The following is a 16,868-nucleotide window of genomic DNA, read 5'->3' on the forward strand; positions in this document are numbered from 1 at the left end:
TGCCGCCCTTCGGCGTACGTACGGAGGCCGCGCTACTTGCGCATGACCTCGGGCTCGTGGCGGCGCAGCAGGCGCGCGACCGCGAAGCCGCAGACCACGCCGAGCGCGATCAGCACGGTGATGTTGATGCCCCACTGGCTCGCCGAGTGCTCCCACAGCGGGTCCAGGTCGGTGGGCTTGTTCTGGTCCCACGGCGGCATCAGGTGCGCGAGGTCGAGCGTGGAACCGGCGCCCGCGATGGCCCAGCGCGAGGGCATCAGCCAGGCGAACTGCTCCAGGCCGATCGAACCGAACACCTTGAAGAGGATGCCGGTGAAGACGACCTGCACGATCGCGAACATGACCAGCAGCGGCATGGTCTTCTCGGCGGTCTTCACCAGCGAGGAGATGACCAGGCCGAACATCATCGAGGTGAAGCCGAGGGCGATGACCACCAGGCAGATCTCGACGGCCGGCGGCATGATCAGGCCCTCCGCGGGGAGGTCCCGGGTGGAGAAGCCGATGCCGCAGATGATGACACCCTGGATCGCGGTGATCACGCCGAGCACGATGACCTTGGACATCAGATAGGCCGAGCGGGAGAGGCCGGTGGCCCGTTCCCGTTCGTAGATGACCCGTTCCTTGATCAGCTCTCGTACGGAGTTGGCCGCGCCCGAGAAGCACATGCCGACCGCGAGGATCAGCATGATCGTGCCCGCGTCGCTGTTGAACTTGCTCGGTCCGGTCGGCGGGGCCAGGCCGAACTTCGCCGGGATGACCACGCTGACCGCGCCGAGGACGGCGGGCAGTATCACCATCAGGCCCAGGAAGCCCTTGTCGGAGGCGATGACCGACGAGTACCGCCGCATCAGCGTCCACAGCTGGGCGCCCCAGCTCTGCGGCTTGGGCGGGCGCATCTGGTTCGGCGCCGGCATCTGGACCGACTGGGCGGCGACGGCGTCGATGTCCGCGGCGTACATCTGGTAGTGCTGCGAGCCCTTCCAGCGGCCCGCCCAGTCGTAGTCGCGGTAGTTCTCGAAGGCGGAGAAGACATCGGCCCAGGTGCCGTAGCCGAAGAAGTTCAGGGCCTCCTCGGGCGGACCGAAGTACGCCACCGAGCCGCCCGGCGCCATCACCAGGAGCTTGTCGCAGATCGCCAGCTCGGCCACCGAGTGGGTGACGACGAGGACCGTGCGGCCGTCGTCGGCGAGCCCGCGCAGCAGCTGCATGACGTCGCGGTCCATGCCCGGGTCGAGGCCGGAGGTCGGCTCGTCCAGGAAGATCAGGGACGGCTTGGTCAGCAGCTCCAGGGCGACCGAGACGCGCTTGCGCTGGCCACCGGAGAGGGAGGTGACCTTCTTCTCCTTGTGGATGTCCAGCTTGAGCTCGCCGAGGACCTCGTCGATCCGCTGGTTGCGCTCGTTCTCCGTGGTGTCCGCGGGGAAGCGCAGCTTGGCGGCGTACTTGAGGGCCTTCTTGACGGTCAGTTCCTTGTGCAGGATGTCGTCCTGCGGGACCAGACCGATGCGCTGGCGCAGCTCGGCGAACTGCTTGTACAGGTTCCGGTTGTCGTAGAGCACGTCGCCCTTGTTGGCGGGCCGGTAGCCGGTGAGCGCCTTGAGCAGGGTGGACTTGCCGGAGCCCGAGGGGCCGATGACGGCGATCAGCGACTTCTCCGGGACGCCGAAGGAGACGTCCTTGAGGATGTCCTTGCCGCCGTCGACCGTCACGGTGAGGTGGCGGGCCGAGAAGGAGACGTCACCGGTGTCGACGAACTCCTCAAGGCGGTCGCCGACGATCCGGAACGTGGAGTGGCCGACGCCGACGATGTCGTTCGGCCCGAGCAGCGTGGAGCCGCCCTTGGCGATCGGCATACCGTTGACGTACGTGCCGTTGTGCGAGCCGAGGTCGCGGATCTCCATGCGCCCGTCGGGCGTCGAGTGGAACTCGGCGTGGTGGCGCGAGACCTGGAGGTCGGAGACGACCAGCTCGTTCTCCAGCGCACGGCCGATGCGCATCACCCGGCCGAGGGCCACCTGGTGGAACGTGGTGGGGCTGCGGTCGCCGTAGACCGGCGGCGCGCCCGCTCCCTGGCCGGGGCCCTGCTGCTGCGGGACCTGGGCCTGCGGCGGCTGCTGCGCCTGCTGCCAGGCCTGCTGGGGTGCCTGCTGCGGGACCTGCTGCTGCGGAGCCGGCTGCTGGGGCTGCTGCGGAGCCCAGCCGGCGCCGCCGTGCTGGGGCTGCTGCGGCGGCGCCTGCTGCGGTGCCTGCTGGGCGGCGGCGGGCTGCGCGCTGTACGCGGCGGCTCCGGCCGGGGCAGCGGCAGCGGCAGCGGCAGCGGCAGCGGTGAGATTCAGCCGCGGGCCGTCGGTCGCGTTGCCCAGGTGCACCGCGGACCCGGGGCCGATTTCCATCTGGTGGATCCGCTGACCCTGCACATAGGTGCCGTTGGTGCTGCCGTGGTCCTCGATGACCCAACTCCGGCCGCCCCAGCTGATCGTGGCGTGCCGCCACGAGACCCTGGCGTCGTCGATCACCATGTCGCCCTGCGGATCACGTCCGAGGGTGTACGACCGGGACGCGTCGAGCGTCCAGGTCCTGCCATTCAATTCCAGTACGAGTTCCGGCACTCCATGCCCCACTTGTTGTCCCCCGAGCAATCCCCCGATACAGGGAGTCTAGGGATGGCGAACATCGTGGGGAACTATTTCAGGCCCGGGCTCGTATCCGAAACCCGGCCCTTGTGAATAACGTGCACAGACCTGTTGCAGTCGAGCAACAGACGTGTACGCGCGCGCCGTTGACTCAGCCGAAACGCGCCCGGAAAGTAGTAAGCACCCATGACTGCGTACGGATCATGCGCGAATGGGACAATCTGGAACAATCCCGGGGGGCCTGGTGAGCATGGGCGACAGGGGCGGGAAGAGGGTCTCCGGCGTGGGGGGTGGTGCCCGGCGCGGGGCTCAGGGTGCGGGTCTCGTCGTCGGCCATGGGGCCATCATAGAATCATGGGATGATTGGTTGTCCAATCGCCCGGACGGTCACGAGATGATGGCCGCGAGACGACGGCCACGAACATTAGGAGCGGCATGGCGCTGAGCTCTCCCCGGCGGTCCGCCCTCGCCGACCAGGTGATCGCGCAGCTGCGCAACCAGATCACCTCGGGCGAGTGGCCGGTGGGGTCGCGCATCCCCACCGAACCCGAGCTGGTCGAGCAGCTGGGGGTAGCGCGCAACACGGTCCGCGAGGCGGTCCGGGCGCTCGCGCACAACGGGCTGCTCGACATCCGCCAGGGGTCCGGCACGTATGTCGTCGCGACCAGTGAGCTGGCGGGTGTGATGCACCGCCGCTTCGCGGACGCCGACCCCCGCCATGTGGCGGAACTGCGCTCCACCCTGGAGTCGTCGGCGGCCCGGCTGGCGGCCGAACGGCGTACGCCACGTGATCTGGCCCAGCTGGACGCGCTGCTCGCACGGCGCGAGGAGGCCTGGGAGTCGGGTGACGCGGAGGCGTTCGTGGCCGCCGACGCCACCCTGCACCTGGCGATCGTCGCGGCCTCGCACAACGACGTCCTGACCGAGCTCTACGCCGACCTCGGCCACCTCCTGCGCGACTGGCTCCGCGACGACGTGGGCCGCGAGCTGCGGCCGGAGAACCACATGGACCACGCCCGCCTCGTCGAGGCGATCCGGGCGGGCGACGCGGAAACCGCTGCCTCGGAGGCCGCGGGCCATGCGTTCGTCTGCCTGAGCGATCACGTGTGAACGCTTCGCCGCGCGGGGGCTTTCGGCCGCGGGCCGTCCCCGGCCGGTCGCGCCCGCGCGGCGGAGCCGCGCCTGTCACGGCCCCGCGCCCCTAGGACGTGCCCGGCACCGCACCACGCCGGCGCTCCGGCGCCGGCGGTGCGCCCGGCTTCTCATGGGTGACCCACACCGCCCGCACCTCCTTCCAGCACCGGTCGGTGAGCCGTACGGTCTGGGCCGGCGCCACTTCCACCGGGGCCGCGTCGGCGTCGACGTCCCACCAGCGGGCGCACTCGGTGTGCAGCCGCACCCGGTCGGTGTCGGGGTAGGGGTTGTGGCAGTACGCGATGACGTGCGAGCCCCGTACCAAGGTGTGGCAGTCGGCCCCGAAGGGCTCGGGCGCCGCGGCCGGGGCGGGGTCGTCGGAGGCGGCGGCCCGTACGACCGAGGGGGCCACGAGCGCGGCGAGGGCCGTGAGCAGCAGCGCCACCAGGGCGACGGCTCGGCGCTGGGCCGTACGCAAGGGCCGCACCGCCCCACCTCCTCCCCGGCCGACTGCCCGACTTGTCCGCTGCGATCAGTCTGCGGGGAAGTGGTCGGACACGCACGACGGCCGCCTCCCCCCGCCGGAGCGGGGAAAGACGGCCGCCGTCTGTACGCGCCGGATACGGGCGCCCGCCACAGCGGACGCCCACACCGGTCATGACGCCGTCAGGCGTCCTACGCACCCATCATGTGCACGCCGCCGTCGACGTGGACGATCTCGCCCGTGGTCTTCGGGAACCAGTCCGACAGCAGGGCCACGATGGCGCGGCCGGTCGGCTCGGGGTCGGCCATGTTCCACTCCAGCGGGGAGCGGGTGTTCCACACGTCCGCCAGGTCCGTGAAGCCCGGGATGGACTTCGCGGCCATGGAGCCGATCGGGCCCGCCGAGACCAGGTTGCAGCGGATGCCCTCCTTGCCCAGGTCACGGGCGAGGTAGCGGGAGGTCGCCTCCAGGGCGGCCTTCGCCGGGCCCATCCAGTCGTACTGCGGCCAGGCGAACTGCGCGTCGAAGGTCAGACCGACGACCGCGGCGCCGGAGCTCATCAGCGGGCGGCAGGCCATGGTCAGCGACTTCAGCGAGAACGCCGAGACGTGCATCGCCGTCGCGACCGACTCGAAGGGGGTGTTCAGGAAGTTGCCGCCGAGGGCGTCCTGCGGGGCGAAGCCGATGGAGTGGACGACGCCGTCCAGGCTGCCGAGCTCGTCCTTGACCAGGCCCGCGAGCCGGTCCAGGTGCTCCTGGTTGGTCACGTCGAGCTCGATGACCTTGGCGGGCTTGGGGAGCTTCTTGGCGATGCGCTCGGTGAGCGTGGGCCGCGGGAAGGCGGTGAGGATGACCTCGGCGCCCTGCTCCTGGGCCAGCTTGGCGGCGTGGAAGGCGATGGACGACTCCATCAGCACACCCGTGATGAGGATGCGCTTGCCGTCGAGAATTCCGCTCATGTGATCAGTGACCCATGCCCAATCCGCCGTCAACCGGGATGACGGCACCAGTGATGTACGAGGCGTCGTCCGAGGCGAGGAAGCGGACCGCGGCGGCGATCTCCTCGGGCTGCGCGTAGCGGCCCAGCGGTACCCCGGAAAGGATCGAGGTGCGCTGCTCGTCGGTGAGCACCTTGGTCATGTCGGTGTCGACAAAACCGGGTGCGACGACGTTGAAAGTGATGTTGCGGGAGCCCAGCTCACGCGCGAGGGAGCGGGCGAACCCGACGAGACCGGCCTTGGAGGCCGCGTAGTTGGCCTGGCCGGGCGAGCCCATCAGACCGACGACGGACGAGATCAGGACGACACGGCCCTTCTTGGCGCGCAGCATGCCGCGGTTGGCGCGCTTGACGACCCGGAAGGTGCCGGTGAGGTTGGTGTCCAGGACCGAGGTGAAGTCCTCCTCGGACATCCGCATCAGCAGCTGGTCCTTGGTGACTCCGGCGTTGGCGACGAGCACCTCGACGGGCCCGTGGGCCTCCTCGATCTGCTTGTAGGCCTGCTCCACCTGCTCGGTGTCGGTGATGTCGCACTTGACGGCGAGGAACCCCTCCTGCTGGAGGGCGTCCGGCTCGCCGGAGCGGTAGGTGATCGCGACCTTGTCGCCCATGGAGGCGAAAGCGCGGGCGATGGCGAGGCCGATGCCCCGGTTTCCTCCGGTGACGAGAACCGAGCGGCTCAACGGATCACCCTTTCGATAGCGGTTTCGTACTTCCGCAAACTATCGGTACCGGCCGTTGTACGGGGAATCGACCTGTGACAGTGGCGTACGTAAAGCGCTGTGGGGTCCCTACAGAAAGGGATAGGCAGGCGGCCCCGAACCGCGACATGATCGGGGCGACCGGTCTCACACGACAGGAGACAACTGTGCCCTCAGGGACCCATCCCCTCGACGAAGCCTTCATGGCGCTGCCGCTGCGGGCGCTCGCCGACGCGGCGCTCGCGCGGGCCCGCGCGCTCGGCGCCGAGCACGCCGACTTCCGCCTGGAGCGGGTGCGCAGCGCGGCCTGGCGGCTGCGGGACGCCAAACCGTCCGGATCCTCCGACACCACGGACCTCGGTTACGCGGTCCGGGTGGTGCACGGCGGCGCCTGGGGCTTCGCCTCCGGGGTCGACCTCACCATGGACGCCGCCGCCAAGGTCGCCTCGCAGGCCGTGGCGATGGCGAAGCTGTCGGCGCAGGTGATCGCGGCGGCCGGTTCGAACGAGCGGGTCGAGCTGGCCCCTGAGCCGGTGCACGCCGACCGGACCTGGATCTCCTCGTACGAGATCGACCCCTTCTCCGTACCGGACGAGGAGAAGAGCGCGCTGCTCGGCGAGTGGAGCGAGCGGCTGCTGCGGGCGGACGGGGTGGCGCACGTGGACGCCTCGCTGCTCACCGTCCACGAGAACAAGTTCTACGCGGACACGGCGGGCACGGTCACCACCCAGCAGCGGGTGCGGCTGCATCCGCAGCTCACCGCGGTCGCGGTGGACGGCAAGACCGGCGAGTTCGACTCGATGCGCACGATCGCGCCGCCGGTGGGGCGCGGCTGGGAGTATCTGACGGGCACCGGCTGGGACTGGGACGGCGAGCTGGAGCGGATCCCGGCGCTGCTCGCCGAGAAGATGCGGGCGCCGAGCGTCGAGGCGGGCAGCTACGACCTGGTGGTGGACCCGTCGAACCTGTGGCTGACCATCCACGAGTCGATCGGCCACGCCACCGAGCTGGACCGGGCCCTTGGCTACGAGGCGGCGTACGCGGGCACCTCCTTCGCCACCTTCGACCAGCTGGGCAAGCTGGCGTACGGCTCGTCGGTCATGAACGTGACCGGTGACCGCACGGCCGAGCACGGGCTCGCGACGATCGGGTACGACGACGAGGGCGTCGAGGCGCAGTCCTGGGACCTGGTGAAGGACGGCACGCTCGTCGGCTACCAACTGGACCGCCGTATCGCCAAGTTGACGGGCCTGGGCCGCTCGAACGGCTGCGCCTTCGCGGACTCCCCCGGGCACGTCCCGGTCCAGCGCATGGCGAACGTCTCGCTCCAGCCGGACCCGGGCGGGCTCTCCACGGAGGACCTGATCGGGGGCGTGGAGCGCGGCATCTACGTGGTCGGCGACCGCTCCTGGTCGATCGACATGCAGCGATACAACTTCCAGTTCACCGGCCAGCGGTTCTTCCGCATCGAGAACGGCAAGCTGGCGGGCCAGTTGCGCGATGTCGCCTACCAGGCGACCACCACGGACTTCTGGGGCTCGATGGAGAAGGTCGGCGGCCCCCAGACGTACGTCCTGGGCGGCGCCTTCAACTGCGGCAAGGCCCAGCCGGGCCAGGTGGCGGCGGTCTCCCACGGCTGCCCGTCGGCCCTGTTCCGGGGCGTGAACATCCTCAACACGACGCAGGAGGCCGGGCGATGAATCTCCGGACACGCCGCACCGCCCCCGGCTGGGGGTCCGGGGGTTACCCCCCGGGAAAGCACAGTCTCAACACCACGCAGGAGGCCGGGCGATGAGCTCTCGTACGACCGTCAAGCCGCACGAGATCGTCGAGCGGGCGCTCTCGCTGTCCACCGCCGACGGGTGCGTCGTCATCGCGGACGAGCACTCCTCCGCCAATCTGCGCTGGGCCGGCAACGCGCTGACCACCAACGGCGTGACCCGCGGCCGCACCCTCACCGTGATCGCGACCGTCGACGGGGCGCAGGGCACGGCCTCGGGCGTGGTGTCCCGGTCCGCCGTGACCGCCGGCGACCTGGAGCCGCTGGTGCGCGCGGCGGAGGCGGCGGCGCGCGGGGCCGGGCCCGCCGAGGACGCCCAGCCGCTGGTCGAGGGCGTACCGGTGGCGGCCGACTTCACCGACGCGCCCGCCGAGACCTCCTCGGCCGTCTTCGGGGAGTTCGCCCCGGCGCTCGGCGAGGCCTTCGCCCGGGCCCGCGCGGGCGGCCGGGAGCTGTACGGGTTCGCGAACCACGAGATGACCTCCTCGTACCTGGGCACGTCGACGGGGCTGCGGCTGCGCCACGACCAGCCGACCGGCACCCTTGAGCTCAACGCCAAGTCGCCGGACCGGGCGCGGTCGGCCTGGGCCGGGCGCTCCACGCGGGACTTCAAGGACGTCGACCCGGGCGCCCTGGACGAGGAGCTCGCCGTCCGGCTCGGCTGGGCCCAGCGCCGTATCGACCTGCCCGCGGGCCGGTACGAGACGCTGCTGCCGCCCACCGCCGTGGCCGATCTGCTGATCTACCAGCTGTGGTCGTCGAACGCGCGGGACGCCACCGAGGGCCGGACGGTGTTCTCCAAGCCCGGCGGCGGCACCCGGCTCGGCGAGAAGCTGGCCCGGCTGCCGCTGACCCTGCGCAGCGACCCGAACGAGCCGGGCCTGGAGTCCGCGCCGTTCCAGCTGGCGCACTCCTCCGGCGACGACGCCTCCGTCTTCGACAACGGACTGCCGCTGGCCCCCACCGAATGGATGCGGGACGGCAAGCTGGAGCGCCTGATCACCACCCGGCACAGCGCGGCCCTCACCCAGCTGCCGGTGACGCCCTCGATCGGCAACCTGGTCCTGGACGCCGGCGGCGAGCGCTCCCTGGAGGAGATGGCCGCGGCCACCGAGCGGGGCCTGCTGCTGACCTGCCTCTGGTACATCCGCGAGGTGGACCCGGCGACGCTGCTGCTCACCGGGCTGACCCGGGACGGCGTCTACCTCGTCGAGAACGGCGAGGTGGTCGGGGAGGTCAACAACTTCCGGTTCAACGAGTCGCCGGTGGACCTGCTGTCGCGGGCCACCGAGGCCGGGCGGACCGAGAAGACCCTGCCGAGGGAGTGGAGCGACTGGTTCACCCGGGCGGCGATGCCGGCCCTGCGGGTGCCGGACTTCAACATGAGCTCGGTCAGCCAGGGCGTCTGACCCCCATACACTGGCTGCTGCACCTTCATACCCATACCTAGGAGACGTACGACCGTGACGGACATCGTCGATGAGCTGCAGTGGCGCGGGCTGATCGCCCTCTCCACTGACGAGGACGCACTGCGCAAGGCGTTCGCGGACGGCCCCGTCACGTTCTATTGCGGCTTCGACCCGACCGCGCCCAGCCTGCACCTGGGCAACCTGGTGCAGATCCTGACCATGCGCCGGATCCAGCAGGCGGGCAACCGCCCGCTGGGCCTGGTCGGCGGGGCCACCGGTCTGATCGGTGACCCCAAGCCGAACTCGGAGCGCACGCTGAACGCGCCCGAGACCGTCGCGGGCTGGGTCGAGCGGCTGCGCGGGCAGATCGAGCGGTTCCTCGACTTCGACGGCCCGTACGCCGCGACCATGGTCAACAACCTGGACTGGACGTCGGGCCTGTCGGCGATCGAGTTCCTGCGCGATGTCGGCCAGCACTTCCGGGTCAACAAGATGATCGCGAAGGAGGCGGTCGCCCGGCGACTGAACTCCGACGTGGGCATCAGCTACACCGAGTTCAGCTACCAGATCCTCCAGGGCATGGACTTCCTGGAGCTCTACCGGCGGCACGGCTGCGCCCTGCAGACCGGCGGCAGCGACCAGTGGGGCAACCTCACCGCGGGCACCGACCTGATCCACCGGGTCGCCCCCGAGGCCGAGGTGCACGCGCTGGCCACCCCGCTGATCACCAAGGCGGACGGCACCAAGTTCGGCAAGACGGAGTCCGGCACGGTCTGGCTGGACCCCGAGCGCACCACGCCGTACGCGTTCTACCAGTTCTGGCTGAACGCGGACGACCGCGATGTCTCCAAGTTCCTGCGGATCTTCAGCTTCAAGTCCCGCGAGGAGATCGAGGAGCTGGAGCAGCTCACCGAGGAGCGTCCGCAGGCGCGCGCCGCGCAGCGCGCGCTCGCCGAGGAGCTGACGACGCTGGTGCACGGCGCCGACCAGTGCGCGGCGGTCGTCGCCGCGTCGAAGGCGCTGTTCGGCCAGGGCGAGCTGGCGGAGCTGGACGAGGCGACGCTGGCCGCCGCGCTCAGTGAGCTGCCGCACGCCGAGGTCGCCGAGCTCGGCCTGGTGGTGGACCTGTTCGCCGAGGTGGAGCTGGTGGCGAGCAAGTCGGCTGCCCGGCGCACGGTGAAGGAGGGCGGGGCCTACGTGAACAACGCGAAGGTGACGTCCGAGGACGCGGTGGTCACCGCCGACGATCTGCTGCACGGCCGCTGGCTGGTGCTGCGCCGGGGCAAGAAGAACCTGGCCGCGATCGCGGTCAAGGGCGCCTGACCTGCGCGGACGGTAAGTGTTGAGGGGGCGGTTCCGTTACGGGGCCGCCCCCTCGCCGTACCGTCGCACGTCAGGCCCGCCGTGCGTCAGGCCCGCTGTTTGTTGCCCCGCATCGCCATGTAGAGCATGTCGCCGAGGAAGACGATGACGACCGCGGCCGCGATCTGGAGGCCGTGCCGGCCCCAGTCGATGCCCTTGGTCTCGGCGATACCGATCGCCCGGGCGATCGAGTTGCCGACCACACCGCCGATGATGCCGAAGATGGTCGTCAGCCAGAGTGGACTGTGCTGCTTGCCGGGAAGGATCGCCTTCGCGATGAGGCCCAGCACGAATCCCACGATGATCGCCCACAACCAGCCCATGGCTGCCTCCTCGTTCCGCTCGACATGAGCAGTCGCAGCCAGTGTTGACCCATCCGCCATACGGCGCATGTCGGACTCGTCCGTACGCAGTACGGATCGGCTTCATCACTCAGGCCGGACGGGCCCCGGTCTCGAACCCGGCGGATCCCGGGCGTACGGTGTGAACAGTCCGGACCGGGGAGAGTCCGGTGTGGAGTCGGGTGGTGGAGCTTGATGCGGAAGCGGAGCGGAGCCGAGGTCTTCCGGATCACCGGGGCCCGGCAGGGTCTCGCCGAGGACGTGCGGGGGCGGCAGCGCCGCTATGTGATCTCGATGTCGATCCGTACGGTGTCGGTGGTTCTCACGGCTGTCCTGTGGAACATCGAACGCCCTGTCGCAATCGTGACCCTGGTGTTGGGAGCCCTGCTCCCTTATGTGGCTGTGGTGATCGCCAACGCGGGGCGGGAGAACGTGCCTTCACTGCCCTCGACATTCGTCCCGGCGCCGTCCCGGCCGATGCTCGGAGCGGCCCCGGCGGGCGGTCCGGCGGAACCCGCGGAGCCCTCCGGGACCCCTGACCACGAACAGTGGTCACGCGAGCAGACCTGATCCGTCACCGTCCGCAAAGCTCAAGAAAAGCTCAGATCAATCATGAAGTTACGGTGCACCGCACCGGGTCCCCCGTGACATACTGCGTAGGCGCTCCGCATCCCCCGTCGGAGCGACGGACCGACGCCGGGCAGCTCCCCCCGTGGCTGCTCGGCGTCGCCATGTCACCCCCCGCTCATGGCGCAGAATGTATCCGTGAGTGACGAGATCGCCGACGCGACCCCCGTGTGTTCCGCCAAGGGCTGCCGCACTGCGGCCATATGGGTCCTGGCCTGGAACAACCCGAAACTGCACACGCCCGAGCGGCGCAAGACCTGGCTCGCGTGCGACGAACATCGCGAGCACCTCTCCCAGTTCCTGGGCGTGCGCGGGTTCCTCAAGGACGTGGTGCCGCTCGCCGAGTGGGAGTCAGCCGCCGATCGCTGACATCGGGCGGTCGGGCTGAAGGAAAGCCGGGTCGTCCAGACCGGATCCGGCCTTCTTTCCCCACATCGCCAGCCGCCACAGCCGGGCGATCTCCTCGTCCGGCGCTCCCGAGCGCAGCGCGCCCCGCAGATCGGACTCCTCGCGCGCGAACAGACAGGTGCGCACCTGGCCGTCTGCGGTGAGCCGGGTCCGGTCGCAGGCCGAGCAGAACGGGCGGGTGACCGAGGCGATGACGCCGACCCGGTGCGGTCCGCCGTCCACCACCCAGCGCTCGGCGGGCGCCGAGCCCCGCTCGTCGTCGCCCTCGGGGGTGAGCGCGAACCTCGTACGCAGCGAGGCCAGGATGTCACCGGCGGTGATCATTCCGTCACGCTTCCAGCCGTGCTGGGCGTCGAGCGGCATCTGCTCGATGAACCGCAGCTCGTAGTCGTGTGCGACGGCCCAGGCCAGCAGGTCGGGGGCCTCGTCGTCGTTGAGCCCCGGCATCAGGACCGCGTTGACCTTCACCGGGGTGAGCCCGGCGGCGCGGGCGGCCTCCATGCCCTCGATGACGTCCTTGTGGCGGTCGCGGCGGGTGAGGGTCTTGAAGACCTCGGGGCGCAGGGTGTCGAGGGAGACGTTGACCCGGTCCAGACCGGCCGATTTCAGTGCGGCGGCGGTGCGCTTCAGGCCGATGCCGTTGGTGGTGATCGACATCCGGGGGCGGGGCTCCAGGGCCGCGCAGCGCTCCACGATGCCGACCAGGCCCGGCCGCAGCAGCGGCTCGCCGCCGGTGAAGCGGACCTCGGTGACGCCGAGGTCGGTCACGGCGATGCGGATCAGCCGGACGATCTCGTCGTCGGTGAGCAGGTCCGGCTTGGCCAGCCACTGCAGGCCCTCTTCGGGCATGCAGTACGTACACCGCAGATTGCAGCGGTCCGTCAGCGAGACGCGCAGGTCAGTGGCCACACGGCCGTATGTGTCGATGAGCACTGTGGGCCCCCTCCCCCGATTACCGGTTGGTGTATACGGCCGAGCCTACGCGAGAGGGGTGACAACAGCGGGGGCCGTTTGACACGAGGTGCGGCGCGGCCGCGTCGTAGGACTCTACGACGCGGCCGCGGCTCGTGCCCGTACGGAGCTCCCTAGTGGGCGCCCACTCCGCTGAGGGACTTGACCTCCAGCTCGGCGTACTTGCCGGCGTCCGGCTCCTCCTTGGACAGGAGCGATCCGATCAGACCGAGCAGGAAGCCGACGGGGATCGAGATCAGGCCGGGGTTCTCCAGCGGGAACCAGTGGAAGTCGACGCCCTTGAACATGGACGTCTTCGGGTTGCCGGAGACGACCGGCGAGAACAGGACGAGCACGACCGCCGTGGTCAGCCCGCCGTAGATCGACCACAGCGCGCCCTGGGTGGTGAACCGCTTCCAGAAGAGGCTGTAGAGGATGGTCGGCAGGTTGGCGGAGGCGGCGACCGCGAAGGCGAGCGCCACCAGACCGGCGACGTTCAGATCGCGGGCGAAGGCACCGAGCACGATGGCGACGGCCCCGATGAAGACGGTGGCCCAGCGGGCGGCCCGGACCTCCTCCTGCTCGGTCGCCTTCCCCTTGCGGATGACGTTGGCGTAGATGTCGTGCGCGAAGGAGGACGAGGAGGCGAGGGTGAGGCCCGCGACGACCGCGAGGATCGTGGCGAAGGCGACCGCCGAGATCACCGCGAGCAGGATCGCGCCCCCGTTGGAGCCGCTGCCGCCGCCGATCTCCAGGGCCGCCAGTGGCGCCGCCGTGTTGCCCGCCGGGTTGGAGGCGGTGATGTCGCCCGGTTTCAGCAGGGCGGCCGCGCCGAACCCGAGCACGATCGTCATCAGGTAGAAGGCGCCGATGATGCCGATCGCCCAGTTCACCGACTTACGGGCGGCCTTGGCCGTGGGGACGGTGTAGAAGCGGATCAGGATGTGCGGCAGGCCCGCCGTGCCGAGCACCAGGGCGAGGCCGAGCGAGATGAAGTCCAGTTTGGAGGTGCCGGTCTTGCCGTACTTCAGACCCGGCTCCAGGAAGGAACTGCCCTTGCCGCTGTTCTCGGCGGCCTTGCCGAGCAGGTCGGAGAGGTTGAAGTCGAACTTCAGCAGGATCAGGAAGGTGATCAGGATGGTGCCCGCGATGAGCAGCACCGCCTTGACCATCTGCACCCAGGTGGTGCCCTTCATCCCGCCGATCGTCACGTACACGATCATGAGCACACCGACCAGCGCGACGATCAGGACCTTGCCCGCGTCGCTGGTGATGCCGAGCAGCAGCGAGACCAGGACGCCGGCGCCGGCCATCTGCGCCAGCAGGTAGAAGATCGAGACGACGATGGTGGAGGTGCCGGCCGCCGTCCGTACGGGCCGCTGGCGCATCCGGTACGCGAGCACGTCGCCCATGGTGTAGCGGCCGGAGTTGCGCAGCGGCTCGGCGACCAGGAGCAGCGCCACCAGCCAGGCGACCAGGAAGCCGATCGAGTAGAGGAAGCCGTCGTAGCCGAAGAGCGCGATGGCGCCGGCGATGCCGAGGAAGGACGCGGCGGACATGTAGTCGCCGGAGACCGCGAGGCCGTTCTGGAAGGCGGTGAACTGGCGGCCGCCCGCGTAGAAGTCGGCCGCGCTCTTGGTCTGGCGGCCCGCCCAGACGGTGATGACCAGGGTCGCGACGACGAACACCGCGAACAGCGTGATGATCAGCGGCCGGTGCTCGGTGGTGGCGGTCGCCGCGAGCGGGAGGTGGGCGTACGGGGCGCTCATGCGTCGGCCTCCATGCGGGACTTGATCGCCTCGGCGCGGGGGTCGAGCTTGGCGGCCGCGTACCGCGAGTAGAACCAGGCGATGAGGAAGGTGGTGAGGAACTGGGCGAGGCCGAAGACGAGGGCCACGTTGATGTTGCCGAACAGCTTGTGGCCCATAAAGCCGCCCGCGTAGTTGGACAGCAGGACGTACAGCAGGTACCAGGCGATGAAGGCGACCGTCAGCGGGAACGCGAAGCGGCGGTGGGTGCGGCGCAGTTCGGCGAATTCCTCGCTGGCCTGCACCTCGACGAACTTCTCGGTGGGGGGCTGGGCGGGGCGCGTGTCGATACCGCTTTCGGGCGGTGGCACGTCGGTGGCCACGGAGTCTCCTCGAGATACGGGTGCGGTGGGGATGGACGACAAGGGGGACCTCACTGTCGGGGACGGGTGATGGTGGTCCCCCTGACAACGGCACGGAGGGCGTCGCGTCTCGGTTCAGACCGGTCGTTTTTCTCCCCGGCGGCTCCACAGACGGGTGATCCGGCCGTGCGGGCGCGCGATCGACGCGATGTTCTCGGACCAACCCGCCCGAACTCGTTGATGGGCCCGCATGATCAGCGATAGCTTCGCTGGTCATGTACCCGTCCATCCGTGACCCGCGGCTGGACGGCTCTCACGGATGATGTGGAGAACCCATGGCTCATCTGGGATCCGGACGGCGTCGGGCCCTCGTGCTCCCCGCCGGCCTGGCGCTCACGGCCTCGCTCGGCTTCCTCCCGGCGGGTACGGCCTCGGCCGCACCGGCCCCCGCCACCGACGGGCCGAACCTGTCGTACGTCGTCAACACCACCGGCGGGCACGGCACTTCGGCCCGGGTGCAGAAGGCGATAGCCAAGGCGGGCGGCACGGTCGTCGTCTCGTACGAGCGCATAGGCGTGGTCGTCGTGCACTCCACGAACCCCGCCTTCGCCCAGGAGATACGCAGAACCAAGGGCGTCTCCTCGGCCGGTGCCACCCGGACGACGCCCCTGAAGGCCCAGGCCACCACCGAGGAGGGCACCACCCAGGCGCTCACCCCGGCCGAGGCGGCGAAGGCGAAGGCGGCGGCCGCGCCCGGCCAGGAGCCGCTGGAGGCCAACCAGTGGAACCTGCGGGCGATCGGCGCCGACAAGGCCGCCAAGATCTACCCGGGCAGCCGCCGGGTCACCGTCGGCGTGATCGACACGGGCGTGGACGACACCCACCCCGACCTCGCCCCGAACTTCTCCGCCGCCCAGTCGGCCAACTGCGTGGGCGGCGTCGCCGACACCTCGCCGGGCGCCTGGCGGCCCTATGCGGGCGGCAGCGACCACGGCACGCATGTCGCGGGCGAGATAGCCGCGGCCCGCAACGGCATCGGGGTCGCGGGGGTCGCGCCCGGTGTGAAGGTCGCGGGGATCAAGGTCGCCGAGCAGGGCAGCGGGCTGTTCTTCACCGAGGCGGTGGTCTGCGGGTTCGTCTTCGCCGCCGAGCACCACATCGACGTCACCAACAACAGCTATTACGTGGACCCCTGGTACTTCAACTGCAAGAGCGACCCGGACCAGAAGGCACTGCTCGACGCGGTGACCCGGGCCGGCAAGTACGCCGAGCACAAGGGCGTCCTCAACGTGGCGGCGGCGGGCAACGAGAACTTCGACCTGTCCAAGCACGCCATCACCGACACCTCCAGCCCGGACGACCAGCCCGCGCCGCACCCCTCGCAGACCGTGGACCCGGCCAAGTGCCCCGACATCCCGGCCCAGTTGCCGGGGGTCGTCACGGTCTCCGCGACGGGCGTGCAGAACGTCAAGTCGTACTACTCCAGCTACGGCCTCGGCCAGATCGACGTGGCCGCGCCGGGCGGCGACAAGTACCAGATCCCGGACACCCCGGACAAGAACGGCCGCATCCTGGCGACGCTCCCGGGCGGGCTGTACGGCTACAAGCAGGGCACGTCCATGGCCACGCCGCACGTCGCCGGCGTCGCCGCGCTCCTGAAGTCCAAGCACCGCTGGGCATCGCCGGCCGAGCTGCGGGAGATGCTCAAGGAGCAGGCCGACAACCCGGGCTGCCCCACGGGCCTGTACGACCCGGACGGCAACGGCGTCCAGGACTCCACCTGTGAGGGCGGCAAGCGCGTCAACGGCTTCTACGGCCGGGGCGTCGTCAACGCGCTGAGCGCGGTGACCGAGTAGCAGCACGGCCGAGGGGCGCGGCCGGACAGCGCCGCGCCCCTCGTACAGCTCCTTCCCGTACGTACCGAGACATCC

15 protein-coding genes are annotated in these 16,868 nt (G+C 70.1%); 7 read left to right on the forward strand and 8 right to left on the reverse strand.

Annotated elements, in window-relative coordinates:
* Positions 1 to 32: 32 nt before the first annotated feature.
* Positions 33 to 2,609, reverse strand: coding sequence for an FHA domain-containing protein (locus A8W25_RS06515; protein ID WP_420708412.1), 2,577 nt, complete (start codon positions 2,607 to 2,609; stop codon positions 33 to 35).
* Between the two features lie 459 nt (positions 2,610 to 3,068).
* Here A8W25_RS06515 and A8W25_RS06520 point away from each other — a divergent pair, with 459 nt between their 5' ends.
* Positions 3,069 to 3,743 carry a FadR/GntR family transcriptional regulator gene (locus A8W25_RS06520; protein WP_067157403.1) on the forward strand — a complete coding sequence of 225 codons (675 nt, stop codon included), beginning with the start codon at positions 3,069 to 3,071 and terminating at the stop codon, positions 3,741 to 3,743.
* 91 nt (positions 3,744 to 3,834) lie between these two features.
* Here A8W25_RS06520 and A8W25_RS06525 read toward each other — a convergent pair whose 3' ends face one another.
* From A8W25_RS06525 to fabG, 3 genes are all read right to left on the reverse strand, one after another.
* The gene (locus tag A8W25_RS06525) at positions 3,835 to 4,245 is read right to left on the reverse strand and encodes a hypothetical protein (protein WP_067160705.1); all 411 of its coding nucleotides are present in this window, start codon (positions 4,243 to 4,245) and stop codon (positions 3,835 to 3,837) included.
* A gap of 197 nt (positions 4,246 to 4,442) precedes the next feature.
* Positions 4,443 to 5,210, reverse strand: coding sequence for an enoyl-ACP reductase FabI (gene fabI / locus A8W25_RS06530; protein WP_067157406.1), 768 nt, complete (start codon positions 5,208 to 5,210; stop codon positions 4,443 to 4,445).
* A 4-nt stretch (positions 5,211 to 5,214) separates the two neighbouring features.
* Entirely contained in the window at positions 5,215 to 5,931 is a 717-nt protein-coding gene (fabG, locus tag A8W25_RS06535; protein WP_067157409.1) for a 3-oxoacyl-[acyl-carrier-protein] reductase, read from the reverse strand.
* Between the two features lie 221 nt (positions 5,932 to 6,152).
* On the opposite strand from fabG, the gene A8W25_RS06540 reads away from it, so the two are divergent.
* From A8W25_RS06540 to tyrS, 3 genes are all read left to right on the forward strand, one after another.
* Positions 6,153 to 7,649 carry a TldD/PmbA family protein gene (locus A8W25_RS06540; protein WP_234386422.1) on the forward strand — a complete coding sequence of 499 codons (1,497 nt, stop codon included), beginning with the start codon at positions 6,153 to 6,155 and terminating at the stop codon, positions 7,647 to 7,649.
* 91 nt (positions 7,650 to 7,740) lie between these two features.
* The gene (locus A8W25_RS06545) at positions 7,741 to 9,138 is read left to right on the forward strand and encodes a metallopeptidase TldD-related protein (RefSeq protein WP_067157415.1); all 1,398 of its coding nucleotides are present in this window, start codon (positions 7,741 to 7,743) and stop codon (positions 9,136 to 9,138) included.
* Between the two features lie 54 nt (positions 9,139 to 9,192).
* Positions 9,193 to 10,461, forward strand: a complete 1,269-nt coding sequence (gene tyrS, locus A8W25_RS06550; protein ID WP_067157418.1) for a tyrosine--tRNA ligase — start codon at positions 9,193 to 9,195, stop codon at positions 10,459 to 10,461.
* 86 nt (positions 10,462 to 10,547) lie between these two features.
* Here tyrS and A8W25_RS06555 read toward each other — a convergent pair whose 3' ends face one another.
* Positions 10,548 to 10,823 (reverse strand): GlsB/YeaQ/YmgE family stress response membrane protein, encoded by a 276-nt coding sequence (locus tag A8W25_RS06555; protein ID WP_067157421.1) that lies wholly within the window; start codon positions 10,821 to 10,823, stop codon positions 10,548 to 10,550.
* A gap of 213 nt (positions 10,824 to 11,036) precedes the next feature.
* Here A8W25_RS06555 and A8W25_RS06560 point away from each other — a divergent pair, with 213 nt between their 5' ends.
* Positions 11,037 to 11,411, forward strand: a complete 375-nt coding sequence (locus tag A8W25_RS06560) for a DUF3099 domain-containing protein (RefSeq protein ID WP_067157424.1) — start codon at positions 11,037 to 11,039, stop codon at positions 11,409 to 11,411.
* A gap of 177 nt (positions 11,412 to 11,588) precedes the next feature.
* A complete protein-coding gene (locus A8W25_RS06565; protein ID WP_067157427.1) occupies positions 11,589 to 11,837 on the forward strand; it encodes a hypothetical protein in 249 nt (82 codons plus the stop codon).
* On the opposite strand, the gene moaA is transcribed toward A8W25_RS06565, so the two are convergent.
* From moaA to A8W25_RS06580, 3 genes are all read right to left on the reverse strand, one after another.
* The gene (moaA, locus tag A8W25_RS06570; RefSeq protein ID WP_067157430.1) at positions 11,820 to 12,809 is read right to left on the reverse strand and encodes a GTP 3',8-cyclase MoaA; all 990 of its coding nucleotides are present in this window, start codon (positions 12,807 to 12,809) and stop codon (positions 11,820 to 11,822) included. The genes A8W25_RS06565 and moaA overlap by 18 nt on opposite strands.
* A gap of 152 nt (positions 12,810 to 12,961) precedes the next feature.
* A complete protein-coding gene (locus A8W25_RS06575) occupies positions 12,962 to 14,596 on the reverse strand; it encodes a cation acetate symporter (protein ID WP_067157433.1) in 1,635 nt (544 codons plus the stop codon).
* Positions 14,593 to 14,958, reverse strand: coding sequence for a DUF485 domain-containing protein (locus tag A8W25_RS06580; RefSeq protein ID WP_067157436.1), 366 nt, complete (start codon positions 14,956 to 14,958; stop codon positions 14,593 to 14,595). Before A8W25_RS06580 ends, A8W25_RS06575 begins: the two co-directional genes overlap by 4 nt.
* 314 nt (positions 14,959 to 15,272) lie before the next feature.
* Between A8W25_RS06580 and A8W25_RS06585 the strand changes: the two genes are divergently transcribed.
* Entirely contained in the window at positions 15,273 to 16,793 is a 1,521-nt protein-coding gene (locus A8W25_RS06585; RefSeq protein WP_067157439.1) for a S8 family peptidase, read from the forward strand.
* The last annotated feature ends 75 nt before the right edge of the window (positions 16,794 to 16,868 follow it).

This window comes from Streptomyces sp. ERV7 (assembly GCF_001653515.1).
GTDB lineage: Bacteria > Actinomycetota > Actinomycetes > Streptomycetales > Streptomycetaceae > Streptomyces.